Raw genomic sequence first — 26604 nt, forward strand, 5'->3', positions numbered from 1 at the left:
ATAACCTCTTTGTGAGGGTGAGTAACTTACCCCTTTCCTAAATGCACCACGGGTTTTATAAATAGTTCTAAATGACAAACCACCTTAAAACAGAGCCTCCAAAACAATTAGGATTTTTACACCAACATATTCAACACATCATAAGGATAAACGACTACTTATCGTCAATAATCATGGCAAGGCAATACAGTAATATATCCACAGAGGACATGAAGTACATACGTAGTTTCCTTTAGCGTCTTGGCCAAATAATTAAAACCGGGATCTACTAGCAAGGAGATTCTCGTGAGAAAAATCACGCAAATCAGACATGAAATTTTTCTACGACTATATTGGATTATCAGTATTCGAAATCAACGCAGTGTTTCTTATCCCGCGGAATGTCAGCGGTCGAGTAAACAAGAGTACGGAACGCTGCTTTCTATAAATACCGGATCAAACGACCGCATTCCACTTTACACATGGCTGTCGAGCCCACCGCAAAGGTCCGCCCTTTTTGATTTGGCCATAGTCGTCTCAAATACACTGACACTGCTGTAAAACAAGTAGCCTTCCTGCGGAGCTCCGCATTTACTTATTAGCGAAGATGAACTGTGACTTATCAAAATTTGCACAGAGAATTCTTAATACTCACTTAATTAACTTCCGATAGATTTAGATCAAAGTTTGTGTAGACCGAGTACTTCACTATGGCTGCATCGCTGGCACTTTAGGTATGTCCATCAGAGAGCAATATGAAAAACGTGCTTCCCCGTTCTGCAAAACTAGTAATTGCCCTAGCTTTCGCCATAAGCCTTAGTGTTCTGGGCATAAGTGCCTTTGCGGACGACGACGATTGCAGAGATCCAGTCGCAAAATGGCAACCGCGTGAAGTCCTTAAAAAGCACTTAGAAGCTCAGGGCTGGGTTGTACACCGCATCCGAATTGATGACCGCTGCTATGAGGTGCGCGCCATAGACGATCAAGGTCGTCGCGTCGAAGCCAGCTACGCGCCAGCCACCCTTAAGTTGCTGGAGTTTGAGGTCGAAGACGAAGAGCACGAACGGCGGGAACACCATCAGTCCGAATCCCACTCTCGATAAACATCGATAGCAAAGGAAAATCAAATGAATAAATTATTCACAATCGTAGGACTAAGCTTAGGACTATGCCTTTCCGCCGCAGCTCAGGCACGCGAAGTGACCATTACCACCACGCTAAACACCTATCGCGGAAATGCCGCATATTTGGCGATCTATCTCACTAATCCAGACGGAAAGTACGAGCGGACACTCTGGGTAGCTGGCAAAAAAAGTAAGTATTACAAACATCTATTGGACTGGGCGCGGGGCAGCGGGGTGAGGGCCACCGAGTATGAAGGGATGACCGGCGCCAGTGTTAGTGGCGGTGACAGCTTAACCATCAAGGCTGACATTGATGACGCGCTAATAGACGCGGGATACCTAATCCGTGTCGACAGCGCAGTAGAAGATAAGCGCGAAAACCGCATTGATGCCGAAGTCACACTGACAACGAGTGGAGCAGGCACGCCCGTAAGTGGCCGCGGCTACGTCAACACATTGAGCTACTCCCTCTAGCCTTAACATTTAGAGACAAGCGTCATGCTCCGTCGCCTGCATTCACTGCCGGGTCTTTTTGCCGCCTTGCTATTACTGGTAATCGCCACAAGTGGCGCGATTCTGTCATTAAATCCCGCATTGGAACGGGCTGGCGCAATCGTTCCACCTCGCGGGGCCGTCAACGTTGCGGATGTCGCCCAAAGAGCCTTGCGGGCCTATCCCGGCGTCGAACAAATTGAGCGTCTACCCTCGGGAGCAGTACTAGTTTACTTCACCCAAGGCGGTAATTCGGGTGCTGATTTAATCAATCCGCTCACCGGCGACCTTGTATCTTCTTATGCTCCGTCGCCTTTTTTCTCTTGGCTAAGCGATCTTCATCGGGCCTTTTTGTGGGACGACCGTGGTCGGGCTATCGCTGGTATTGGCGCCTTGCTAATGGCCCTTATGTGCTTTTCTGGCCTATTTCTTCTCGCTTCTCGATCCGGAGGTTGGCGCAAACTCTTTGGCCCCATTCGCAGTGCAGGAAATAACGCTACTAGCCCACGACTGCACGCCGAGCTAGCCCGTGCGGCAGCACTGGGACTCCTACTATCCTCGCTGACCGGCATCTGGATGTCGGCGATTCGCTTTGAATTGTTGCCAGAATCACAGGAAATGGAAGCAGAGTTTCGACAATCCACAGAAGGTGCAGAGGCGGTTCCCATAGCCTCATCGCCAGCACTGCAAGAAGTGGATCTCACGGATCTGCATCAGCTTACTTTCCCCTTCCGAGACGACCCTAGCGACGTATATTCATTGCGAACCCATCAGGGATCGGGATATGTAGACCGAGGAAGCGGAGAATGGCTGTCATACGCCGACTACGGTAGCGGAGCGACCCTAGAAGCCTTCATTATGGAGTTACACACCGGCGAAGCCTATTGGTGGCTTGGGTTAATCATGGGGCTCGCAGCCCTAACCGTGCCGGTTTTAGCCGTTACCGGAGTACTTATCTGGTGGCAACGTCGCCGCTCCATGCCACGGCTGCAAAACAACTCACCTAAACACGTGGCCGACACTATCTTGCTGGTGGGCTCTGAAACCAATGCGACCTGGGGCTTCGCCAAACCCCTCCTCGATGGAATGTCAGCAGCGGGCAAGCATGTCCACGTTGCCCCCATGAACGATCTCGCCGACCACTACCCCAAAGCGAGCCGCTTACTTATTCTGACATCGACCTATGGCGATGGAGATGCGCCCGCCTCTGCAAATCAATTTCTACAAAAGCTTGAGAAGCTAGCGACTTCGCCGGCAATGTCCTGGGCAGTACTTGGATTCGGCGATCGTCAATTCGGTAACTTCTGTGCATTTGCAGACCTAGTCACTGAGAAACTTAAGCAACGGGATTGGCCGCAAATTCTTGAAACCACCTATATCGACAGGCAATCCGGCCCCAGCTTTGAACAATGGGGTACTGTCCTCGGCGCAGCGATAGACACTCCACTGTCCCTCCACTACAAACCGCTTCCCCGCGCGACCAAATCACTTATTTTAATTGCTCGTAAGACCTATGGTGAGCAGGTAAACGCGCACACCTGTATTCTGCGATTCAAGCCAGCAAAACCCGGCAGATCGCTGCCCGCCTTCGCCGCAGGAGATCTAGTCGGCATCCTGCCACCGAACTGTGACGCCCCCCGTTTCTATTCACTCGCCTCAATGAATAAAGATGGCGTGCTTGAAATCTGCGTGCGGCGTCAAGAAGACGGACTTTGCTCTAACTTCCTGTACAACATGAAGATAGGCGAAAGCGCGAATGTCTTTATCCAGAAAAACACCCGCTTCAAACCTTGCCGGGGAAAAACGCCCATCATTCTCATCGGTGCCGGAACAGGCATAGGTCCACTAATTGGATTTATTCGCGCCAACACAAAACACCGCACCATGCACCTATACTGGGGTGGCCGCCTCGCGGAATCTGATTTCTTGTACCAAGAGGAATTGCAAAGCTATATCGACGACAAACGCCTTTCCCAGTTACATACCGCATTCTCCAGAAGCTCAAAGCCTGAGTATGTTCAAAACAAGTTACTAGACGACGCTGACCAGATTTGCACACTGTTTACCGAGAACGCACAAATCTTAGTATGCGGAGGGCGGCAAATGGCCACTGATGTTGCTACTGCCATAAATACAATATTGGCACCGCTGTCATTGGATGTTGCAACACTGAAAAAAGCGGGACGCTATTTGGAAGACACTTACTAAAGGAAACTCCTACTAAAAAGAAACCTAATTACTCTGTGATTTAGATGAGATAGCAGCAATTACTGGCCCAAAGCCGCTCCGCCAATACTTGCGCGACGCCTCTCACAAGCAAACAAAATCTTGTAGAGCAATCGAATTTAACTTGACGTCACCATAAAGCTCACTCAATATTAAACACCTGTTTAATATTGAGTGAGCGCAGCTTTGCTTTGCCTATGAACATTAGCCCAGCCCCCAGAAAACGTGGCCGCCCTAAAAAGAGCGAGGCCCCCGCCCTGTCCATCGAGCAACTGCTTGATGCATCGGCAGATATCTTCGCCCGCGATGGCTATGACGGGGTTTCGCTACGCAAGCTGCAAGACGAGTTAAATGTTAGCTACACCTTTTTTCACCACTATTTCAGTTCAAAAGAGCAACTGTGGCAGGCCGTTGTAGATCGCTTGTGCGGCGCAACCACCGCCAAGGTATTAGAGGCACTTCAGCACATTGATGACGACCACAATGAGCTAGACGCTCTGAAAGAAGGGATTGCGGTGTATATCCGCAGCGCGTTTGAACACCCTGCGCTCTACCATATTTGCCAGCAGGAATCTCTCCGCGAAGGCCCTCGCCTTAGCTACATTCATAAACATTATTTTGAGCCCGCCTGGCAGCTAATCAGCGATATGGTCGCCAAGGTAGATGACGTGGGTATTATCAAAGACATTCCTATAGAGACGCTGTTCTTTGTTGTGCAGTCCGCCACGGCACCGGTAGTGCAACTGCCTTTTTATCAGCGCCTCACGGGTAAAACCCGGCTAGACCCAGAGTTTGTAGAAACCCATATTCAACAATCCATAGACCTGCTGTTTCACGGCTGGCACAAATAACAATACGGAGACTAACATGAAGGCATCAGCTGATTATTTAAACCTGCCGCGCAAATCAACAGATAAGATTCTGCATCTGCCCGGTGACAACGGCAAGATGCCGGTTCTTGGCGACACCGTGGAATTTCTCACCGATTATTTGGGTTTGGTGTCGCGCAAGCACAAACTTTACGGCCCTATTTTCCGAAACAATGCACTGCTGCAACGCTCAGTCGCTCTGCTAGGCCCAGAGGCTAACGAGCTTGTACTGAAAGACAGCGATAAGATATTTTCAAGCAAAAAAGCGTGGGACCCAATTCTAGACAAGCTCTTCCCTGACGGCTTAATGCTGCGCGACTTTGACGAGCACCGTTTTCACCGCCGTATTCTGCAGGCAGCATTTAAGAAAGATGCCCTGCAAGGCTATCTCGACGATATGAATCCGCGGATGCGCGACGGGGTTGCGGCATTCCCCAAAAATGCCGAGTTCGGATTTAAAGACAGTATCAAATCACTTTTACTAGACGTTGCCGCCCAGGTTTTTATGGGCGTAAAAATGGGCGAAGAGGCCGACGCGATCAACAAGGGCTTTCTGCACGCAATGGAAGCCTCTATGGCGGTCGTAAAACTTCCGATTCCCGGCACCACCTGGCAAAAAGGTTTAAACGGTCGCAAAACGCTAAAGAACTTTATTGAAAAACATATCGAAGCCAAGCGCGCCACTGAAAGCAGCGATTTTTTCTCGCAGTTTTGCCACGCAAAAGACGAAGATGGCAATGAGCTAAGCAATGAAGCGGTGCGCGATCACACCATCTTTTTATTGTTTGCAGCCCACGACACCACCACCAGTACGCTGTGCTCAATTATTTACGCACTGGCCAAAAATCCCGAGTGGCAAGATATTTTGTACGAGGAGTGTAAGCTCATTGACGGCGACCATCTCAACTACGACGATCTGCCAAAACTCGACAAGGCCGCATTAGTCATGAAGGAAGCGCTGCGCATGTACCCGCCCGTGCCCGCCATTCCGCGCCGCTTAATTAAAGAAACCGAAATTATGGGCTACACCCTGCCTGCCAATACCGGCATTGGTATCTCGCCACTGTTCACCCACTACATGGAAGAATGGTGGAGCGAGCCGACCAAGTTTGACCCCGAGCGCTTTTCCGCTGAACGTGCCGAACACAAACGTCACCTATATCAGTGGATACCTTTCGGGGGCGGCGGTCACAAATGCATAGGTTTAAACTTTGCGGAAATGCAGGTTAAGTTGTTTATGTTCCACTTGCTTCGCAACTACAAAATCAGCACCAAGCCCGGCTACCAAATGAAATACAATGCGGTGCCCATCTCCTTCCCCACCGACGGCTTACCCGTAACAATTACGGCGAGGTAGTAGCACCTAGATAGCACCCCGCTGTGCGTCAGTAATACCGTGTTATTACTTACGCACAGCCACTTCTCCTCGGCAATCAGCCAAAGAAAAAAGCCTGCAATAAAGCCACCTAATTAACAGAACTGTTGATTAAAACATGTTGACGTTAACGTAAACTGCCGATAGAGTTGGCACATTCGATATCGCAGGGTAGCCGCAACCATGGCTGACAAGACTTACACCATCTCGGATTTGGCGTCAGATTTTGACGTAACGACCCGTACCATTCGCTTTTACGAAGAAAAAGGCCTGCTCACCCCTGTGCGCGACGGCCAAACTCGGATTTACAGCGCCGCCGACCGCATCAAGCTAAAACTCATTTTGCGCGGCAAACGCCTGGGCCTCTCGCTAGAAGACAGTAAAGACATTATCGAGATGTACGACCCCGAGCACGACAACAGTCCTCAGCTCATCAAACTCATTGAAAAAATACGTGAACGTCGCCGTCTGCTAAAGGAGCAACTCAAGCAGCAGCTGCAAGATCTTGAGGACATGATTTACGAGTTGAACGAAGCGGAAGATCGCTGCCAAGAAGCATTAGATGAAATGAATAAAAAGAATAGCTAACTCACATTTTCAGTAATTCCAAGGACAACACCATGAGCACTTCTTACCCCACATTGAATTTCGGCCTCGGTGAAGAGATTGAAATGTTGCGCGATGCCCCCCGCCAATTCGCTCAACAGGAAATCGCACCGCGCGCCGAAAGTATTGATAAAGACAATGCCTTCCCCATGGATTTGTGGCGCAAAATGGGTGACATGGGCCTGCTTGGCATCACTGTCTCTGAGCAGTATGGCGGCAGTGATATGGGCTATTTAGCCCACGTTATCGCCATGGAAGAAATCAGCCGCGCCTCTGCATCTGTCGGCCTGTCTTACGGCGCGCATTCAAACTTGTGCGTTAACCAAATTTTCAAGAATGGCAACGACCGCCAGCGCGAAAAATATCTGCCCAAACTATGCTCCGGCGAGCATATTGGCGCATTGGCCATGTCTGAGCCCAATGCCGGTTCAGACGTTGTCAGCATGAAACTGCGAGCAGATAAAGACGGCGACCACTATGTGCTGAACGGCAATAAAATGTGGATCACCAACGGTCCCGATGCCCACACCTATGTGATCTATGCAAAGACCGACATCCACGGCGGCCCACGCGGCATTACGGCCTTTATTGTCGAGCGCGACTACCCCGGCTTTAGCCGCTCACCCAAGCTCGACAAACTGGGGATGCGCGGTTCAAACACCTGCGAATTAGTGTTTGATAATTGCAAAGTCCCAGCGGAAAACATGCTTGGCAATGAAGGCGACGGCGTTAAGGTACTGATGAGCGGCCTCGACTTTGAACGCACCGTATTGTCAGGCGGCCCCACCGGCATCATGCAAGCCTGCCTCGACGTCGTGATCCCCTATCTCCACGACCGCAAACAATTCGGCCAAAGCATTGGTGAATTCCAATTGATGCAGGGCAAATTGGCAGACATGTATACCGAATTAAACGCCAGCCGCGCCTACCTCTATACAGTTGCAAAGGCCTGTGACAGAGGCGAAGCCAGCCGCAAAGACGCCGCGGCGGTTATTTTGTATACCGCAGAACGCGCCACCCAAATGGCCTTACAAGCAATTCAAGCCCTGGGCGGCAATGGCTACACCAACGAATTCCCCACGGGTCGTTTATTGCGTGACGCCAAGCTTTATGAGATTGGCGCTGGTACCTCTGAAATTCGCCGCATGCTGATTGGCCGTGAACTTTTCAAAGAAACTCAGTAAGCAAAGTAGAAGCCGTTAACCGAATTCGAAAACTAAATTAAATAGTTATAAGCACTATATAGGCACCGCGAACATGACTGTACTGACATCGACGATTAACCCACGCGATCCCAGCTTTATAGAAAATGCCGAGCACATGCAGGCACAGGTTGATGACCTTAAAAATCTGGTCGCGCACATCAACCAAGGTGGCGGCGAGAAATCCCAGCGCCGTCACACCGAGAAAGGTAAATTGCTGCCCCGCGAGCGCATCCACGCCCTGGTCGACGTCGGCGCGCCTTTCTTGGAACTGTCGCAACTCGCCGCCTATAAAGTCTATGACGAAGAACTCGCCGCCGCGGGTGTGAGCACCGGCATTGGTCGCGTATGCGGCCAAGAGTGCATGATCATCGCCAATGACGCGACCGTTAAAGGGGGAAGTTATTTCCCACTCACGGTGAAAAAACATTTGCGAGCGCAAACCATTGCGCAAGAAAATAATTTGCCCTGTATTTATCTGGTTGATTCAGGCGGCGCCAACCTGCCCCGCCAGGACGAAGTGTTTCCAGACCGTGAACACTTTGGCCGTATTTTCTTTAATCAAGCCAATATGTCTGCGATGGGCATTCCTCAAATTGCCGTGGTTATGGGCAGCTGCACGGCAGGTGGTGCCTATGTACCCGCCATGGCCGACGAGTCTATTATTGTCAGAGAACAAGGCACCATCTTTTTAGCCGGCCCGCCACTGGTGAAAGCCGCCACGGGTGAAGTGGTGAGCGCAGAAGATTTAGGCGGCGCCGATGTTCACTGTCGGGTGTCGGGTGTTGCCGATCATTACGCGCAAAACGATCACCACGCACTGCAACTAGCGCGCAATGCCGTTAAGCGCCTAAACCGTAACAAACGCATTTCACTGGATGTCAGTCCGAGTATCGAACCGGCATTACCGGCTGAAGAAATTTACGGCATCGTGCCAAAGGACAGCCGCAAGCCCTACGACGTTCGCGAAGTTATCGCACGTATTGTGGACGGTTCAGATTTTGACGAATTCAAAGCCCTGTTCGGCACTACCTTGGTGTGTGGTTTCGCCCGTATTTTTGGCTACCCTGTCGGCATTGTCGCCAACAACGGCATTTTATTTTCTGAGTCAGCACAAAAAGGCGCGCACTTTATTGAGCTTTGCGCACAGCGCAAAATTCCGCTGATATTCTTACAAAACATCACTGGCTTTATGGTTGGCCAGCAATACGAATCTGGCGGCATCGCCAAGCATGGCGCCAAAATGGTCATGGCCGTTGCCTGCGCCCAAGTGCCAAAACTAACGGTATTGATCGGCGGCTCTTTTGGCGCCGGCAACTACGGCATGTGCGGCCGCGCCTACGATCCACGTTTTATGTTTATGTGGCCCAACGCGCGCATCTCGGTAATGGGCGGTGAGCAAGCCGCCGGCGTTATGGCGCAAATCAAACGCGACCAGTTTGAGCGCGAAGATAAAAACTGGCCTGCCGAAGATGAAAAAGCCTTCAAGCAGCCGATTCTTGATACCTATGAAGAGCAGGGTCACCCCTACTTCGCCTCGGCGCGGCTTTGGGACGACGGCGTTATCGACCCAGCAGATACCCGCATGGTCTTAGGCTTAAGTTTGTCTGCCAGCCTGAATAAGCCGATAGAAGAAACCAAGTTCGGCGTGTTCAGAATGTAGGCAACTGCCACAAAGCCAAGTATCCGCATTCGCAATAGCGTAACTGTGAAAAACAAATTCGGGTAGCACCCAGGAAGCAGAAACATGTTTGATAAAATATTAATTGCAAACCGTGGCGAAATCGCCTGCCGTGTTATTAAAACCGCGCGCAAAATGGGCATTCTTACTGTTGCTGTGTACAGCGATGCAGACCGCAATGCGCTGCACGTCAGCATGGCCGACGAGGCTATCTATATAGGCGCATCTCCGGCGCGGGAATCCTATTTGGATGTCGATAAAATTATCGACGCAGCCCTCGTAACCGGCGCCCAAGCCATTCACCCCGGCTACGGATTCTTATCTGAAAACGCCGAATTCTGCCGTCGCTGCGCAGCGGAAAATATCGTATTTATCGGGCCACCAACCAGCGCTATCGTTGCGATGGGATCAAAGTCCGCCGCCAAACAAATCATGGAAAAAGCCGGTGTTCCACTTGTGCCCGGCTATCACGGCGATGACCAAGACCCCGAGATAATTCGCAAAGCCGCAAACGACATGGGCTACCCAGTGCTACTGAAAGCCACTGCGGGTGGCGGTGGCAAAGGTATGCGCCAAGTATGGAGCGCCGAGGAATTCGACAGCGCCCTGCAAGCGGCAAAGCGCGAAGCACTTAACGGCTTTGGCGACGACACCATGTTGGTCGAGAAATACCTCACCCAGCCCCGTCATATTGAAATACAAGTTTTTTGCGACAGCCACGGCAATGCCGTTTACTTATTTGAACGGGACTGCTCCATTCAGCGCCGCCACCAAAAAGTCATTGAAGAAGCACCCGCTCCCGGTTTGAGTGACGCGCTGCGCAGCGAAATGGGCGAAGCCGCGGTACGTGCAGCACAGGCGATTGACTACGTTGGCGCCGGCACTGTGGAATTTCTGCTGGACATCGACGGCAGTTTTTACTTCATGGAAATGAATACCCGCCTGCAGGTTGAACACCCTGTTACCGAAATGATTACCGGACTCGATTTGGTTGATTGGCAGCTCTGCGTTGCAGCCGGCGGCACACTGCCACTGCAGCAGAATGAACTGCAAATTAACGGACACGCCATCGAAGCGCGTATCTACGCTGAAGATCCTAACAATGAATTCTTGCCGCAAACCGGCACCCTTCACTTTTTAGACACGCCTGCTGAATCAGCAAACGTTCGGGTAGATACCGGCGTTCGTGAAGGCGACGAAGTCAGTGTGTTCTACGATCCGATGATCGCCAAGCTAATCGTTTGGGATACCGATCGCAGCACGGCCTTGCGTCGTTTAAGCACTGCGCTAAAGCAATACCGCATTAGCGGCGTCATTAACAATATCGATTTTCTTCATACCATCAGTCGTCACCAGGCTTTTGCAGACGCGGACTTCGATACCGGCTTTATCGGTAAACATGAAGAAAGCCTGCTTGATATGGCCAACACCCAAAGTCCAACAAGTATTGCGCTAGCGGCGCTGTATTTAGTGCTAGTGCAAAAGCAACGTATTCATCGCTTCGCGACCTCCAGCACTGACCCAAGCTCGCCTTGGAACAACCCTTACAACTGGCGCCCAAATCAAGCTGCCGAACATCGCTTTACGCTAAAGATGGGCGACGAGCTGTATCCCGTTTCGGTAACCGCGCAATCAAATGCTGACAATTCTGCGTTCGCCATTCGCTTTGCCGATACATCCTATATTGTTAACGGCAGCTTAGATGGGCGAAACATAAAAGCTGATATTAATGGCCACAAGGTGTCCGCGACCGTCGCGGCAAACCAGGGCAACTACTGTTTATTCAGCGCAGAACAGACCCTGAACTTCTCTATAGAGGGACCAGACCTGGGCGACAACAGCGATAACGCGGGGGAAAACCAACTCGTCGCGCCAATGAACGGGACAGTGGTCAGTCACCTGGTCGACACTGGCAGTACGGTAAGCAAAGGTACACCGCTGATGATTATGGAAGCGATGAAAATGGAGCACACCATTCGCGCACCCGCCGACGGTGTTGTAAATGTATTTTACTTCCAGGCCGGCGAACTCGTTAGCGGCGGTGCCGAACTCATTCAATTTGAGAGAACCGAATAAGAATGACTTTACCATCGGCCGCACGCATCGTTGAGGTCGGGCCTCGCGATGGCCTGCAAAACGAAAAGCGCTACTTCGATATCGGTGTTCGCACGCAGCTCATCAATATGCTTGCCGACGCCGGTATCAGCCATATCGAAGCCGGTAGCTTTGTCAGCCCAAAATGGGTACCGCAGATGGCAAATAGCGATCAGGTATTCACTGGCATAGAACGCAGAAGCGACACCTTTTACATTGCACTCGTACCTAATTTGCAAGGCTTCGAATTAGCAGTGCAAGCACAGGCCAACGAGGTAGCTATTTTCACGAGCGCCTCAGAAGCCTTTGCGCAAAAGAATACCAATTGCTCGATAGCAGAGAACTTAGCCCGTTTCAGCCCCATTCTCACTAGGGCAAAGCAAGAAGGCATTCCCGTTCGCGGCTATGTTTCTTGTATCGCGGGCTGCCCCTACGAAGGTGATATTGCACCTGAAGCAGTGGCGAATCTTGCGGCTAAACTCATCGCCATGGGCTGCTACGAAATATCGCTGGGCGACACCATCGGCAGCGCCACTCCTGAACAAACCACGCAAATTCTTAAGGCCGTAATACAGCAGGTGCCGGTAGCAAAACTCGCCGTGCATTTTCACGATACCAACGGTCGCGCCCTAGACAATATTCGCACCGCGCTTGAGTTTGGCGTCACGGTAATTGATAGCGCGATTGCCGGCTTAGGTGGCTGCCCGTACGCCGAAGGCGCCTCTGGCAATGTCGCTTCTGAATCGGTAATTGCGCTGTTGAACGAGCTCAATATCGAACACGGCATCGATCTCACTAAACTGTTGAAGGCAAGCGACTTCATTCAAGCTGCGCTAAGCAAGACACAATAAATTTCACACCTTAAGATTAAAACAGCAGGACATATGTAATGGCTGAGCGTTTATGGCAAGCATCCCAAGACAGAATTGAGAGCGCCAACATCACCGCTTTTCAGAAAAAAGTTAGCGCTGAAAATGCCATTAACATCAGCAGCTATGACGAACTGTACAACTGGTCTCTAGCCTTTCCAGAAAAGTTCTGGCCAGCGGTGTGGAGCTTTTGCGACGTGCGCAGCTCAGCGCCCTACCACTCTGTCATTAGCAAAGGAAATACGTTTGCCGACACACAGTGGTTCGAGGGCGCAAAACTTAACTTTGCTGAAAACCTACTGCGCCGTCGGGACGACACATGCGCCATTGTGTCGCTATTAGAAAACGGCCAGCGTCGCAGTATTTCCTACGCCGAACTCTATACACAAGTTGAGCAATTGGCGGCCGCGCTTCGCGATCAAGGTGTTAATGCAGGCGATCGCGTCGCCGGTATTATGCCCAATATTCCAGAAGCGCTTATAGCCATGTTAGCCACTACCAGTATCGGAGCGATATGGTCATCGTGCTCACCCGACTTTGGTACCCAAGGCATCCTGGATCGTTTTGCACAAATACAGCCTAAAGTACTATTTTGCAGCGACGGCTATTATTACAACGGCAAAACCATCCACTCCTTAGCTACGGTAAAGTCCGTCGCAGAGCGAATTCCCGAACTGAATAAAATTATTGTTGTTCCGCTTATCAATGAACGTAGTGACTTAAGCGACATACCCAACAGCATCAGCTTTCCGCAGTTTTTATCGGACGCGCCACAAACAGCGCTGCACTTTGAACAGCTCCCGTTCAATCACCCTCTGTATATTATGTATTCCTCGGGCACGACAGGCGTACCAAAATGCATCGTACACAGCGCCGGCGGCACCCTGCTCCAACACCTTAAAGAACACAGCCTGCACACTGATATAAGCGCGAACGATGTGCTGTTCTACTACACCACCTGCGGGTGGATGATGTGGAACTGGTTGGTGTCTGGCCTAGCATCTGAATGCACGCTGGTGCTGTACGACGGCTCCCCTTTAGCTGGTAATAACACGCTGTTGCTCGACGCCATTGATAGCGAGGGCATCACCGTGTTTGGTACTAGTGCGCGATATATCGCCGCTGTGGATAAGGCCGGTATCAAACCCCGCGAATCCCATTCGCTGGCAAGTTTGAAAACAATCTTGTCCACCGGCTCACCACTCAGCGACGAAAGTTTTAATTATGTTTATCGCGATATAAAAGCAGATGTGTGCCTGTCTTCAATCAGCGGCGGTACCGACATCATCTCCTGCTTTGTTCTAGGCAGCCCGATTCTTCCGGTTCACTCCGGCGAAATACAATGCCGTGGCTTGGGCATGGCAGTGGAAGTTTGGGACGATGAAGGCAATGCAGTCCATCAACAAAAAGGTGAATTGGTTTGCACCGCACCCTTCCCTAGCTGCCCCATCGGCTTTTGGAACGACAGCAATGGTGAAAAATTCCACGACGCCTACTTTGCCACTTATCCTGGCATATGGGCACACAGTGATTACGCAGAAATAACGGAAACCAACGGCGTCATCATTCACGGCCGCAGCGACGCTGTACTTAACCCCGGCGGCGTGCGTATCGGCACCGCAGAAATATATCGTCAAGTAGAAAAGATTAGCGAGGTCGTCGACTCAGTCGTCGTTGGTCAGAGCTGGCAGAGTGATGTGCGGGTAATCTTATTTGTCGTTTTAGCAGACAAGCTGAGCTTAGATGATTCGCTAATTCAAACTATCAAAACCACTATTCGCAGCAATACCACACCCAGACACGTGCCTGCAAAAATAATACAGGTGCGCGACATACCCAGAACGATCAGCGGCAAAACCGTTGAGCTTGCAGTGCGTGAAACCATTCACGGCCGCCCCGTTAAAAACACTGATGCACTGGCCAATCCAGAGGCACTGAACTACTTCAAAGATCTGACGGAATTAGCAAGCTGACATAGCGGTCTAGGGGATAATCAACACGTGCAAGAAAAAAACTATCACAGTGACTACTCCTCTTAAGCCTTTGCAATGAGGTATGCACCTGCACAAACCATAAAGCCACCAGCCGTGTTTTTCACAGCGCGCTCTTTTTCTAACCCTCTTGCGAATGACACGACCCTCATTGCCGAATAGGCATAGCCGAGTTTGACACCACCAACCGCGACGATGGTCACAAGAACAACGATAGTGATATCCGACGTATTAATGGTGGCCAAATCAACAAAAGCAGGAAACAGGCTCGCATAAAATAATATGGCCTTCACATCGCCAAGTGTAAGGATTAATCCCGAGAGAAAACTTGCTGACAATGTAGATCCAGACCGACCAGAAGCCGCTACTAGCGATGAAGGTTTCGATCTTAAAAGGCTTATGCCAAACCAGATTAGGTAGACACCTGCCAAATACCTCAGACCGAGAAACAAACTCCCCATCACGTCGGCTAGCGCAGCCATGCCAAGAATAGCGAGAAAAACAAAAACGAGATCACCAACTACGATTCCGGTGACAACAGCAACACCGTTTAAAAATCCCGCTGTCGAAGATCGTACGACAACCAAGGCGACGCTAGCGCTCGGAACAAGTGACAAAGCCACCATTGCGGTAAATAGAATTATTATCTCAACCAGGCTCATAGTGATCTCTAGACTTAACGTCTTCAGGAAAAACCCAAGTCCAATAATCTTTGGCGTCCAGGTGCTACCTTTTCAAAATACGGCTGAACATACGATACCCGTGCTTGGTATATACCATCATAATACTAGGGGGAATTATTAAGCGGCAACCCCGAATAAAGCACCCACCCCAGCGGTCAAGCACATTGCGAGCACCCCCCAAAAAGTAACCCGAGAGACCGCGACTATAACGGGCGCACCGCCAGCTTTCGCTGCCAAGAAGCCAAGCAAAGCAAGGAATAAGAGCGCGCTGATTGACACAGCAAGCATAAGTCCAGACGCGGGGAACAACAGTACAACGATTAGAGGTAAAGCAGCGCCCAGTGAAAATGTCGCTGCCGACGCGAACGCCGCCTGAATTGGTCGAGCCGTCGATATTTCTGAAATACCAAGTTCATCACGTGCGTGCGCGCCAAGTGCATCGTGCTTCATCAATTGAGTTGCCACTTTGCTTGCAAGTACCGGCTCTAATCCGCGACTAACGTATATCTCAGTCAACTCCGCCTGCTCTTGACCTGGTGAATTGAGTAACTCCCTACTCTCTCTGGCAAGATCAGCTCGCTCTGTATCTGCCTGGGAACTGACAGACACATATTCACCTGCTGCCATCGACATCGCACCCGCAACAAGACCGGCAACCCCCGTAAGTAATATCGTCGCAGAATCGGCTCCCGCTGCCGCCACGCCCAAGACTAGACTAGCGGTAGATACAATCCCATCATTTGCGCCGAGAACGGCGGCACGAAGCCAACCGATTCGCTCGGTCCTGTGTTTTTCAAAATGCGTCATACCAATCTCCCGCTATTAGTAGACAAAACAAGCAGATCATCGCACGAGGCGTGACAAAAGTATCGTTTGAATAGAGAGCAGAAGAAAAACTCATCGCGTATTTGTCCTATGCAAGTATCTGGATCAATGTAGCGCTCTTACAACTGGAAACCCACCATAAGATTGTTTGCTTCCGTAAAGAAAAACGTCTGCATTGTAGAAAGCACAACAAGAAGTATTACGACGATAAGGATGAGGCAGGACTTTTTATATCCAGATCATCGGCGATGGATACTAGCTTAAAACAACATCGGCTGTATTAGCGATGTTGTTTTATTCGCTCCCGCGCCTATTAACGCGGCGCATCGCCTTTGGGCTTGTCCGTTTCAGCAGACGCATTTTCACGCATCATCGGCGCTAGCACCGGCTGAATAATCTTTAATAGCTGTGTTGCCAAGCCACTGGTGAATTCAAAGCCACCAGACGTGGCGCCGCCAACATGGGCGAGGATTACCCCAAAAAAGCGATCACCAATATAGAAGGAAAATATCGCATTGCGGTTTACCGATTCTTCGGCGATAAGGCGCCCGCCAGCGCCGTATGATTTTATTTTGTGGTCGCCCGTTCCGGTTTTGCCACCGACTTGAATGGGCTTGCCGCTGGCATCGAGGAATAAGCCTTTTAAACGTCTTGCGGTGCCGTTCTCTACAACCCCCGCCAGGGCATTGCGTACAGTCTGGCTAATCTCAGATGACAAGACTCGCTCCCCGACCGGCGATGCACGTTCAAACGCGGTTTCGTAAGGTGTTCCACTAGCAAATTTGAGGCTATCGATCTGTCTAAACGGCACTCTAATACCGTCGTTGACGAGTATTCCCATCAGCTCAGCCAAGGCCAAGGGGCGGTCAGCCGACGCACCCAGGGCGGTAGCATAAGAGGCAATTAAACTGCCGAAGGGGTAACCCATACGCTTCCATTGATGGTGTATTGCAACGAAGGCATCGCGCTCTAACAGGATGCGAATGCTGCGATCCTGAGCCCGCTGTTTGCGCGATTTAGTCAACCACGAGTAGGCGTCTTGACGCACCGCTGCACTCGCCTCAACAATAGTGCTATGCGAGGGGTTGTCGTTTTCTAATAGGTATCTAACCAACCACAGTTCAAGTGGATGAACACGTGAAAGATAGGCGCGATCATTGCTGTTAAAGCGCTCTGGATCGTACTGCCTGTACAGCTTGTCGACATCCGCTTCGGCGAGCTCATCAGCACTTAAGCGCATAGTCAAAAACGAGTTCAAGGCTGCCACATCGGCGTCGGGACGAACCGAGCGAAACGCCATTGTTAAGCGCCCGGGAAACGGCTTAGTACGACTAGCGAGATGCTGAAGTATGCTCGGCGCATTCAATTGTTTGTATTGGTTGTAGAACTGATTTAGATAAATATTGCCCTCTAGATCCGCAAAGCGGTAGAGGTAATCCTGTCTGCGTGGCTCACCGCGATCGAGCAACACTTCACGAGAGCCTGGAATTTCTAAGGTGTAGTAGCGTGCGACGTCGCGCATCATCCGAACAAACACCAAGTTCACCGAACGATACAAGGCGTCGGCCACCGTCAGCGTCCGCGAATTATCTAATTTGTCGAAATTGCCGAATTTATGCAGACCGCCAGCAGTAAAAAATGACTCGCCGGGATTCGCGGAATACTTGCGCTGCATAGCGGCATCCAGCAACGCCATTAATTCAATTTTAGGATTGGCAATTAATTGATCTATGGTCCAACGACGGAGAGGGTCTTCGGCAACATTGCGCGCGAATAATAAGTCTTTTGACGAAAACTCGCGGTACTTGAGATACACCTTTTCAATGATATCAAGATAGGTAATAAGGGTTCGTAATTTGGCGGTGGAACCCAAATCTAATTTCGACCCTGTGTTCATATCAAAGGGCATATTCAAGTTGTCAGTTTGAACACGCAGCACATTGCCTCTAGGCGTGCGCTCATAGAGCAGCACACTGTAACTCAAGGCGCTTAGCTGCCCTTCCCGCAACAAGCGCTCGCCCATCAAGCCGGAATCTTTGGCGTAATCTAAATTGGTTGCTTGTTTTAGTAAGCTTTCTACCTTGGCCTGGGTCTCACCGGCAATCGTGGTATTCACGGTAAGATCTAAACGGTCCAAGGTGTATAGGCTATTCACCCCTAAGCGCGTCAGTAACTCATTGCGCACATTATTAATGGCCTTTCTTTCAACGAAGCTTGTGGGCGGCAAAACCTCACGGCCCACAAAGGTCAGTTGTTGGGTAATAGCTGCGTCGCGCAATGCAGCGCCTACAATGCCATTCTTTGCCAATATACGCAGATACGATGTGGTCAACTTTTCGAGTTCATCGCGTCCTTCTAGCAAATAGTAGGACGGCCTGCGCTGCGACAATAATAAGCTGAGCGCCGCTTTGTACACCCTCGCCTTTTCATTTATACCCACGGTATCGCTGGTCGAGGTTAAAACGTAATTGGCGTATTTTAAATCGATGCCATACCACCGCTTCAAGCCATCGCCAATACCATGAATCTCACCGTAACCAGCGCGACCTGACAGCGGTGTTGAGTTTAGGTAATCGAGAACGATCATTTTTCTGGCGTCGCGACTACTTTTGTCAGAGTGATAATAGCGGACACTGGCCGAGACCAGCTGACGCAGTTTTTCATTGTGATCAGAGGTAAGCCCGCGTGGCGAATAGCGGTACTTTTCCATTTGGGTCGCGAGCGTGCTCCCCCCCGGCCCAGACTCGCCTGGATGGAGTACCCGCGAAAATGCCGCTTGCGTTAGTCGGTCCCACTCCACAACAGGGTTTTTGGTGGGACTTTTCTCCACCAGCAATTCGCGGTTCTCTATAAACAGCAGCGATTTTAATAATAGCGGTGGAATTTCTGCATAGTTGCGAAAATAACTTTGCGGCTCACGGGCTGAGAAAAGCGTCGATCCGTTTTCACCAAATATGGTGAGCCCTGTCTGGGGCGGAGTTTGGTATGGCGGATTTCCGCCCCAGCGGCTATATCGCATCAGAGGTTCAGCAAATCGCGACTGCTTACTGATATCGAAGCCGTTTTGCTGCAGGCGACTACTAAAGTCTGGCAGACGGGTATAGCCGTTCTGGATGTTGTAGGGTCCGTGGCTAGGAAAGGCGATGGAGTCTGAGGGGCCGTCCTTTATCTCGTAGTCGAGACTGGCCGCAAACTTGGTGAAATAATGAGACTGAAAATAAGACGTATTATATTCGAACGTCACCAGCCCTATTAAGGCCACCAGGACAAATAACACCGCGAATAAACAGTACTTTTTAGCGCGCTTCCATGTAATCACAATAGTAAAGCCAAACTCCGTCTAATAACGAAAACCACTATACCGCAGTTAATGATCCAAGTGCCAAAACTGACCACGGTTTGTGGTCCAGTTTGGAGCGGCAGCATAATCTAGGTGCAAGTTATTCGATAGAGCTGGCGCTACTATATTTAGTGTAATTAAGCACGCTGAAAGCGAGGGCTCAAGGGCGAACAATAGCCCTTATGCCAGCAAACTCCGCTGTTCTTGATAATCCTTCTCAATAGCCTCATCTAAGATGTCTAACAGACCAGCACGCATCTTCAGTTTAGTCGCCAAATGCGCCGCCATATTGAGCCCTGCCAGACGCTGAGCTTCGCTCTGTACAGCTTCCATCAGCTGATCTGCAGCCACTATTTTATCCAGAATACCGGCGCTCAATGCCTCAGCCGGTGAGAACATTCTCGCGGTAGCAATCGCGCTCTGAAAATAAGATGGATTTAAGCGGGCACGCGGCAACTCCACCCCAAAATGATGCATGGTCATTCCGATTTGCACTTCATTCAAACCAAGCTGAAAAGGACCATCAACACCAATCCGAACATCACAGGCCATCAGTAGAAAACAACCCTGTGCGATGGCGTGGCCTGTGCACACACCTAACACTGGGGTCGGAAACGCAAGTAAACGGCGGCACAACGTTGACCCCGCCTTCACCATTTCAACGCCAGCGGCCGCATCCGCCTGAAAAACCTTCAAATCGAAACCGGCAGAAAAAATACCAGGCTGACCTACAATCATCACCACGGCTTGATCTTGCTCTGCGCGATCCAAGGCTGCGTCGATAGCGGCAATGTGATCGGGCGACATCGCATTAACCTTGCCATTGCGCATACTTATCGTCGCAACTTTTCCGTCTAGCTGGTAATCCACTAAATCACTCATTCTCACCCCGTGTTATCACTGAAAACATATATCGCTTCATTCTATGTAATCCACTCGGTTCCTGCCAGTCATTAAATACAGCGATCGCACTATCTTGGCTTGATTCCCACACTGCCCCAACAGTTGCACTGAACATTGATTCATCGATATACCGTTAAATCATTGGGTGGCCTAGCCCTCGGAGTAAGTCATGCCGCGCTGCAACTATTGCGATAATCGACTCACATTGCCGCGCAATTGAACCCTGGATAGCTACGCAGCAGCAGAACAAATGCAGGATGTATCTCGGGACCGTCTTTACACTTGGCGAGATATACGTCTTGATCAGTTGAGTAATGGCGGGAAAGTTATCCCTGAAACGGGGGCACTGGCGAATTCTGCTGCGAGGGGCAGCGTACTTTGACGATACCTACAACTGGTATTGCCACTACGACTCAAATATATAAAACTGCAACCCAACTGCTAGTTTGCCAACAACTCATAATTAGAAGATAACGCTATGAAGTTTGTAGAAGAACACATTTTTGACTCCCCCCTTGAAGCCGTAGAGCGCATGTATTTTAACACCACATTCTGCCCACGTAAGTATGAAGAACTGGGATTGGAAGATATCAAGATCGTAGACAGTAGCGACGATCCAGTGCAGTATTTTGTCGACTGCAGCTTTGTCATGGAGCCCTCGCTACCACTGCCAGGCTTCGTCAAGAAATTTCTACCCGGCGGGCAAAAAATTAGCGTTCGTCAGGTAGACCGCTGGAATACAAAAACCGGCAAAGGCGAGCTCGAGATTCAGCTCCATGGCTTGGAAAAAGTACACATCCACAGTGTAATGACGCTAAAAGCCCATGAACGTGGCGCCATCAACATTATGCAGTGGACTGTGGAATGTAAAATTCCTTTAATTGGCAACAAACTAGCCGATTTTCTTGGAAAAGATATTCGAAGCAAGTCAGCGGACGACCACGCGGCTAGTGTCAAGATTCTTCAAGACTATCTCTAGCCGACTTCGTGTGCCCAGAACGATGCCCGGGTGCGTCGTTCCAACTGCAACGCTTTCGGCGACAACAAGATGGACGCGCGAGGGACATAACACGCCCTCGACTACGTCCTTGACACGATAATATATCCTGATGGCCTAGCTTGTATATTTAGGCAAGGTCTCGCGCTTGTTTTCGAATGCCGCCACTTACTCTAATCAACAAAGCGCTTGCGGTATTCAGCAAACTGCGCTTTTAGACCCTCTTCCGTTAAGCCAAACTGCTCAAGCGTATATTCGTGGCTGGGGCGACTGTCGCGGCGATTGTCTTCTTGGTGCTTTTCCATCGCTGCGCGGGCAGTATCAGTGAGGTCCATATCGATAAAGTCATAGACTTTTTTCACTGACGACAAGGGGTCGACAACGGTGTCTTTATACCAAACATCGAGAAAGGACTGCGGCTGTTTATCTCTCACTTGCAAAGTGTGCAAGGTTCCCCGTGCGTACTTCGCCGCCCACTGCTCACCCACAACTTTGCCATCGACATTGTCGCTGCACATAATCCACAGGTTGTAGTTCATGCTCGCCGCAGACGGAATCGTTTGCAGCGGATCGCGATGGGTCTGCACAATCTTGGCGTCGGGAAATACGCTTAACAATGTAGCAATATGATGAATATGATGCGGGGTTTTTAATAACCAGCGTTCCGCGACTTGACCACTGCGTTTTTTCTGCCACTGCAAACACTGCAATAAGCGCTTTAAGTATTGGTAAGCTGGCGTATTGTCATGCTCGTCATTCCATTTACCGTAGCCAGGCACATTGCAAAACGCGTCCGGCACCGTGCTGTAAAAGCTGTGCTCAAGAAGCATTATATCTTCGTCCGCAGCAACAGGGTCCATGGGGTGAATAGCAGCCAGTTCCGGGTTGGCTGCCAACATGCCCGCCACTTCCTCTTCAGCAGATGTTATGCGCGCATCCTTACTCTTAAAATCCCAATCCAACTCCGGCGCCGGATTACGCACCTCATACCAAAGCGGCGCATAGAAGCGCTTATCTGCGGCGAGTATGCGGTGAAAAAAAGTCGACCCTGTTCTTTGCAAGCCGATGATAACAACGGGGGAATTAATTTCCTCGTCAAGAATCTCGGGATGCTTTTCAATCCAGGCCTCAACTCGCAGGCGATTAATTAAAATATTAAGAATGCGCTGATACTGACCAAAGCGACCGCCGGCATTTAAATCGGCTTCTTCGTTCAAGGATGCGACTAGCACCTTAAGCGGCTCCCGAAACGACTCGTCACCAAAGTCATGCAAGCCAGTCGTGGTCATTGCCTCTGCCATTAAGGTTTCTGCAGAAAGGTCAACTTCGGGTATAACAAATTCTGTGCTCAAAATACTTACTCCTAGACTCTGCTAATTCATTTTATTTTTGTGCTAGCTCAGCCAACTTAACCACAGTACAGCGCGGATGCACGATGCGATCGGCACCAATCCAACGGAAAGCCATAGTTCCCTCTGCGTGGCCAGTGGTATCCAGCCAGTTATTGCATCCAGGATCTTGACTCGACACCACGATACTTACACCACCCCCGTCTCGATATTTTGCGGTGTGCTTATTGACGTGGATCTGTACGTAGCGATATTCCAATGACTCCATCCAGTAATTATTTAACTGGAAATTCCAGTTATCACATTGCGGAATATCGTCAATTTCAATTAGCAGCGCCTCGTCGGCAGCCAAATTAAAATAGCCGTGATAATAGAAAATATTCGGATCGCCACCCAGCTTTTGGCAATACTCCTGATCAGCTGGCGGCAGGCTATTGGGGTTTTCTTTAAAGCCCTTGGCCCAATCAGCAAACAGGGTTGCAGTGCCTTTTACAAACGCCGCCGTGTTAGCGAGATCCGCCTTTAACTTAGCACCTGTGAGTGGCGCAGGTTTGCTATTGGCGCTATCAAGGCGGGTAATTTTCAAGTCGGCAAAAATTTCAGTGCTGCGATCTAAATAGGTTTCACGCACTAGCACCGCCAACGTATCCTCGGTGATCTTTAGCCAGTTACCCGGCTTGGGTGTTTGCGACAGAATCACATCGACGGTGCCATCGGCATTTATTTCCAGACCACTATGGGTGTCAATCGCCCCCACCGAACGCATATTTCCGTCTGCTTCTTCGTAGCCACCCGCTATCGCGATAAAACCTAAATAGGCAACTGTGCCGCGCGGACCGCTTATGAGGTAGTCGTGCGCGCCGTTTATCTCAGCGCGCAGGTAGTGATTGTCTGGATTATCTGCGCCGATTTTGGCGGTTTCATGTGACGGTCTGTAAAAGCTGGGAAAATCGCGATCACTGCATTCCATGAACATGTCTAAAGCAATGCGAGTTAGGCGAGTTAAATAGCGCCAACCCTCTGCACGACTTAAATCATCGATTGGCGCCTCAGGACGAATAATCTGCTGGCCGGCGGCTTTTAGCTCGTCGCAAAACGCCTCCCACGCGTCAATATCAACAAGCGGATTTGGGGTGTTTTCTGGCATCTGACTACTCCTGTTATTATCAACTTCATTCTGGCAGCAAGATGCGTATTCTTGCATCACCCAGACAGGTGACTCAGATCTGAGCGGCCAAGACTACCAATCAAACTGAGGGGCTAGCCCGTCGCGCACAGCACGCTGCCACCCAAGACCATCTATCAATTCGCCACTGTCGTCTAAAGGTGGATAAGCCAAACCATTTTCGCGGCAGTATTCGCTGACTTTTGGCTGCGCCCATTCAAACAATATTCGCTGATAGCTAGCATCATCTATACGCCGCTGAGAGTACATACCCGCATTTTGACGCTGTCGCTCTGCTTCAGCCAATATAATGCCCGCTGCCACCGAAACATTAAAAGACTGCACCATGCCGCGCATGGGTATCGTAATGTGGGCATCGGCCAATGCACAGCCTGCCTCGCTCACACCCAGCTTTTCTGCCCCCAACAATATCACTGTGGGGCGCGTGTAGTCCGCCTCTCTATAGTCCACAGAATCGCTGGCCAAATGCGTCGCCAACACTTGATAACCTTGGGCTTTCAATGGCGTCAACGCAGCGGTGACATCAGGCTGACGGCGCACCGCCACCCAACTGTGAGAGCCCATCGCGGTGCCGCGAAACGCCTTGTAATCCTTATCGGGCATGGCGCAGTACATGGTGCCAATGCCCGCCGCATCAGCGGTGCGGACAATAGCTGATAAATTCCGGCTTTTGTGAACATTGTCAGTCACAATTGTCAGGTCTGGCTGTCGGCACTCGAGCACCTGACGCAGCCGTTTATAGCGTTCTGCTGTCATGCAGTTTGCCTCTACAAGTAAAAACTAATCTAGGGGGCCTCAATAACCGCCATGGTCAAACGCGATACGCAGACGGTTTTATCGGCATCATCGGCGATACGAATTTCCCATACCTGGGTACGACGCCCCACATGAACCGGCCGCGCTACGCCTGTTACCAAACCCGAGCGCACCGAGCGTATGTGATTGGCGTTTATATCCAAACCGACACAAGCCATGTCCTTATCGCAGGCAATATTCGCCGCGAAGCTTCCTAAACTCTCCGCCAACACCACCGAGGCACCACCGTGTAAGATACCCATGGGTTGATGGGTTCGCTTATCGACAGGCATCGTACCAACCACGTAATCCGCGCCAATTTCGGTGATGACTATTCCCAAAGTATCGCCAATAGTATTCACCATCATGGCATTTGCCTGGTGTAAATCTAAGCTTTGCTTCCATATCGTCATAGTACAAATTCTCACCGTATTAATGTGTGCCATAGTATTGAAAACGCTAGCGCAGAAGCTTACCCCCCTCAATGAAAAGATCCACTGGAAATTAAAGTTTACTCTGCTAACATGGGCGCAATAATAGCGACTAACCCCACCCGGAGGAAATCCCATGTCAGCAATCCCAAGAACGGTCTATGAAGAGGAACACGAGCTGTTTCGCAGCTCAGTAAAAAAATTCCTGGAAACGGAAGCGGCGCCCTACCACGCCCAGTGGGAAAAAGACGGACAAGTTGACCGCGCGCTGTGGTTAAAAGCAGGTGAACAAGGTTTTCTATCTCCGAGCGTGAAGGAAGAGTACGGCGGCGTCGGCGTCGACTTCCGCTATAACGCCATTGTCGATGAAGAATGTGGCCGCTCTGGCTTTACTGGTATTGGCTGGGGCTTGCACTCAGATATCGCGGTACCTTATATCGAGCGCTACGGCAGTGAAGAGCAAAAGCAAAAGTATTTGCCAAAATGCGTGTCTGGCGAAATCGTAATGGCAATCGCGATGACAGAACCCGCCGCCGGCTCTGATTTACAAGGCATCAAAACCACCGCCGTCAAAGATGGCGACGATTATATTATTAATGGCTCAAAAACCTTTATCACCAACGGCCAACACGCTGACTTGGTTATTGTGGTAGCGAAAACGGATCCCACCGCTGGCGCCAAAGGCATTAGCCTGTTTTTACTAGAAGCTGGCACCCCTGGCTTCGAAAAAGGTAAAAACCTCGAAAAAATTGGTTTAAAAGCACAGGACACCTCCGAGCTGTTTTTCCAGGATGTTCGCGTTTCAAAAGACCAATTATTGGGTGAAGAAGGCATGGGCTTCATCTACATGATGCAAGACCTTCCCCAAGAGCGCTTGAATGTATCGATTATTGCAATAGCCAACGCAGAGTCGATCCTAGAGCAGACCGTTAACTACGTAAAAGAACGCAACGCCTTCGGTAAGTCGATCGCCACCTTCCAAAACACCCAATTTAAATTGGCCGAACTGGAAACCCAAGTGAGCGTGGCAAGGGTCTTTTTAGATCGCTGCCTGGAACTTCATATCGAACACAAGTTTGATTCAGTAATGGCTGCCAAAGCCAAGCTGATGACCACCGACCTGCAGTGCAAAGTGATCGACGAATGCCTGCAATTGCACGGCGGCTACGGCTTTATGTGGGAATACCCAGTGGCACGCGCTTTTGCAGACTCACGGGTACAACGCATATACGCTGGTACCAACGAAGTCATGAAATTGATTATCGGCAGAGACTTACTTAAATAACATTACGCCCCCTTATTATTTTTCCGCAACTGTATAACGTCGCTCTTTAATAGCGTCGTTATACAGTAAAACACTCAACAATAATCTTGCGACAGGCTCTGTACTTAAACCCCACCCACTCAAGATACACACAATTATATTTGTGAGTCTTTGCGTCACCTAAATAAGCGACTTAGACAAAACGTATAACATCGTCTTTCGGCTAAATCCCACTCTATAATATGGGAGTTGCATTGACGCAGGCGAAGGCGGTTTCGGATAATAAGTGCAATTGGTAAGAAGGAGGCCAGCTGGTAGAGTCG

At 50.2% G+C, this 26604-nt stretch carries 21 protein-coding genes; 13 read left to right on the forward strand and 8 right to left on the reverse strand.

Annotated features, from left to right (window positions below):
* Positions 1–734: 734 nt before the first annotated feature.
* The 11 genes from AAC007_RS16495 to AAC007_RS16545 all read left to right on the forward strand — a co-directional run bounded on the left by AAC007_RS16495 (position 735) and on the right by AAC007_RS16545 (position 14490).
* Positions 735–1082, forward strand: a complete 348-nt coding sequence (locus AAC007_RS16495) for a PepSY domain-containing protein (protein WP_296436339.1) — start codon at positions 735–737, stop codon at positions 1080–1082.
* A 24-nt stretch (positions 1083–1106) separates the two neighbouring features.
* Complete coding sequence (locus AAC007_RS16500; RefSeq protein ID WP_339678211.1) at positions 1107–1577, forward strand: DUF2271 domain-containing protein; 471 nt, start codon at positions 1107–1109, stop codon at positions 1575–1577.
* Positions 1578–1601: 24 nt separating this feature from the next.
* Positions 1602–3803: a PepSY domain-containing protein gene (locus AAC007_RS16505; RefSeq protein WP_339678212.1), complete on the forward strand. Its 2202-nt coding sequence runs from the start codon at positions 1602–1604 to the stop codon at positions 3801–3803.
* Between the two features lie 215 nt (positions 3804–4018).
* A complete protein-coding gene (locus AAC007_RS16510; RefSeq protein WP_339678213.1) occupies positions 4019–4672 on the forward strand; it encodes a TetR/AcrR family transcriptional regulator in 654 nt (217 codons plus the stop codon).
* A gap of 16 nt (positions 4673–4688) precedes the next feature.
* The gene (locus AAC007_RS16515; protein WP_339678214.1) at positions 4689–6047 is read left to right on the forward strand and encodes a cytochrome P450; all 1359 of its coding nucleotides are present in this window, start codon (positions 4689–4691) and stop codon (positions 6045–6047) included.
* A gap of 201 nt (positions 6048–6248) precedes the next feature.
* A complete protein-coding gene (locus AAC007_RS16520; protein WP_295872588.1) occupies positions 6249–6653 on the forward strand; it encodes a MerR family DNA-binding transcriptional regulator in 405 nt (134 codons plus the stop codon).
* A gap of 32 nt (positions 6654–6685) precedes the next feature.
* A complete protein-coding gene (locus AAC007_RS16525; protein WP_339678215.1) occupies positions 6686–7855 on the forward strand; it encodes an isovaleryl-CoA dehydrogenase in 1170 nt (389 codons plus the stop codon).
* 73 nt (positions 7856–7928) lie between these two features.
* A complete protein-coding gene (locus AAC007_RS16530; protein ID WP_339678216.1) occupies positions 7929–9536 on the forward strand; it encodes a carboxyl transferase domain-containing protein in 1608 nt (535 codons plus the stop codon).
* Between the two features lie 84 nt (positions 9537–9620).
* Positions 9621–11630 carry an acetyl/propionyl/methylcrotonyl-CoA carboxylase subunit alpha gene (locus AAC007_RS16535; RefSeq protein WP_339678217.1) on the forward strand — a complete coding sequence of 670 codons (2010 nt, stop codon included), beginning with the start codon at positions 9621–9623 and terminating at the stop codon, positions 11628–11630.
* A 2-nt stretch (positions 11631–11632) separates the two neighbouring features.
* A complete protein-coding gene (locus AAC007_RS16540) occupies positions 11633–12499 on the forward strand; it encodes a hydroxymethylglutaryl-CoA lyase (RefSeq protein WP_339678219.1) in 867 nt (288 codons plus the stop codon).
* 38 nt (positions 12500–12537) lie between these two features.
* Complete coding sequence (locus tag AAC007_RS16545) at positions 12538–14490, forward strand: acetoacetate--CoA ligase (RefSeq protein ID WP_339678221.1); 1953 nt, start codon at positions 12538–12540, stop codon at positions 14488–14490.
* Positions 14491–14552: 62 nt separating this feature from the next.
* On the opposite strand, the gene AAC007_RS16550 is transcribed toward AAC007_RS16545, so the two are convergent.
* From AAC007_RS16550 to AAC007_RS16565, 4 genes are all read right to left on the reverse strand, one after another.
* Positions 14553–15170, reverse strand: coding sequence for a LysE family translocator (locus AAC007_RS16550; RefSeq protein WP_295872597.1), 618 nt, complete (start codon positions 15168–15170; stop codon positions 14553–14555).
* 138 nt (positions 15171–15308) lie between these two features.
* The gene (locus AAC007_RS16555) at positions 15309–15998 is read right to left on the reverse strand and encodes a VIT family protein (protein WP_339678223.1); all 690 of its coding nucleotides are present in this window, start codon (positions 15996–15998) and stop codon (positions 15309–15311) included.
* Between the two features lie 331 nt (positions 15999–16329).
* Positions 16330–19335 carry a transglycosylase domain-containing protein gene (locus tag AAC007_RS16560; RefSeq protein WP_339678225.1) on the reverse strand — a complete coding sequence of 1002 codons (3006 nt, stop codon included), beginning with the start codon at positions 19333–19335 and terminating at the stop codon, positions 16330–16332.
* A gap of 201 nt (positions 19336–19536) precedes the next feature.
* A complete protein-coding gene (locus AAC007_RS16565) occupies positions 19537–20238 on the reverse strand; it encodes a crotonase/enoyl-CoA hydratase family protein (protein ID WP_339678227.1) in 702 nt (233 codons plus the stop codon).
* Between the two features lie 499 nt (positions 20239–20737).
* Here AAC007_RS16565 and AAC007_RS16570 point away from each other — a divergent pair, with 499 nt between their 5' ends.
* Complete coding sequence (locus AAC007_RS16570) at positions 20738–21238, forward strand: DUF2505 domain-containing protein (RefSeq protein WP_339678229.1); 501 nt, start codon at positions 20738–20740, stop codon at positions 21236–21238.
* A gap of 191 nt (positions 21239–21429) precedes the next feature.
* Here the strand turns inward: AAC007_RS16570 and AAC007_RS16575 are convergent, their stop codons facing one another.
* From AAC007_RS16575 to AAC007_RS16590, 4 genes are all read right to left on the reverse strand, one after another.
* Positions 21430–22608: a sulfotransferase gene (locus AAC007_RS16575; RefSeq protein ID WP_339678231.1), complete on the reverse strand. Its 1179-nt coding sequence runs from the start codon at positions 22606–22608 to the stop codon at positions 21430–21432.
* Positions 22609–22639: 31 nt separating this feature from the next.
* Entirely contained in the window at positions 22640–23752 is a 1113-nt protein-coding gene (locus AAC007_RS16580; RefSeq protein ID WP_339678232.1) for a DUF1214 domain-containing protein, read from the reverse strand.
* A gap of 93 nt (positions 23753–23845) precedes the next feature.
* A complete protein-coding gene (trmH, locus tag AAC007_RS16585; RefSeq protein ID WP_339678233.1) occupies positions 23846–24547 on the reverse strand; it encodes a tRNA (guanosine(18)-2'-O)-methyltransferase TrmH in 702 nt (233 codons plus the stop codon).
* 29 nt (positions 24548–24576) lie between these two features.
* Positions 24577–24999, reverse strand: a complete 423-nt coding sequence (locus tag AAC007_RS16590; RefSeq protein WP_219044002.1) for a hotdog fold thioesterase — start codon at positions 24997–24999, stop codon at positions 24577–24579.
* 154 nt (positions 25000–25153) lie between these two features.
* Between AAC007_RS16590 and AAC007_RS16595 the strand changes: the two genes are divergently transcribed.
* On the forward strand, positions 25154–26302 hold the full coding sequence (locus AAC007_RS16595) for an acyl-CoA dehydrogenase family protein (RefSeq protein ID WP_339678236.1): 1149 nt from the start codon (positions 25154–25156) through the stop codon (positions 26300–26302).
* Positions 26303–26604 lie beyond the last annotated feature (302 nt).

It is taken from the genome of uncultured Zhongshania sp., assembly GCF_963975605.1.
Classification (GTDB): domain Bacteria; phylum Pseudomonadota; class Gammaproteobacteria; order Pseudomonadales; family Spongiibacteraceae; genus Spongiibacter; species Spongiibacter aquimaris.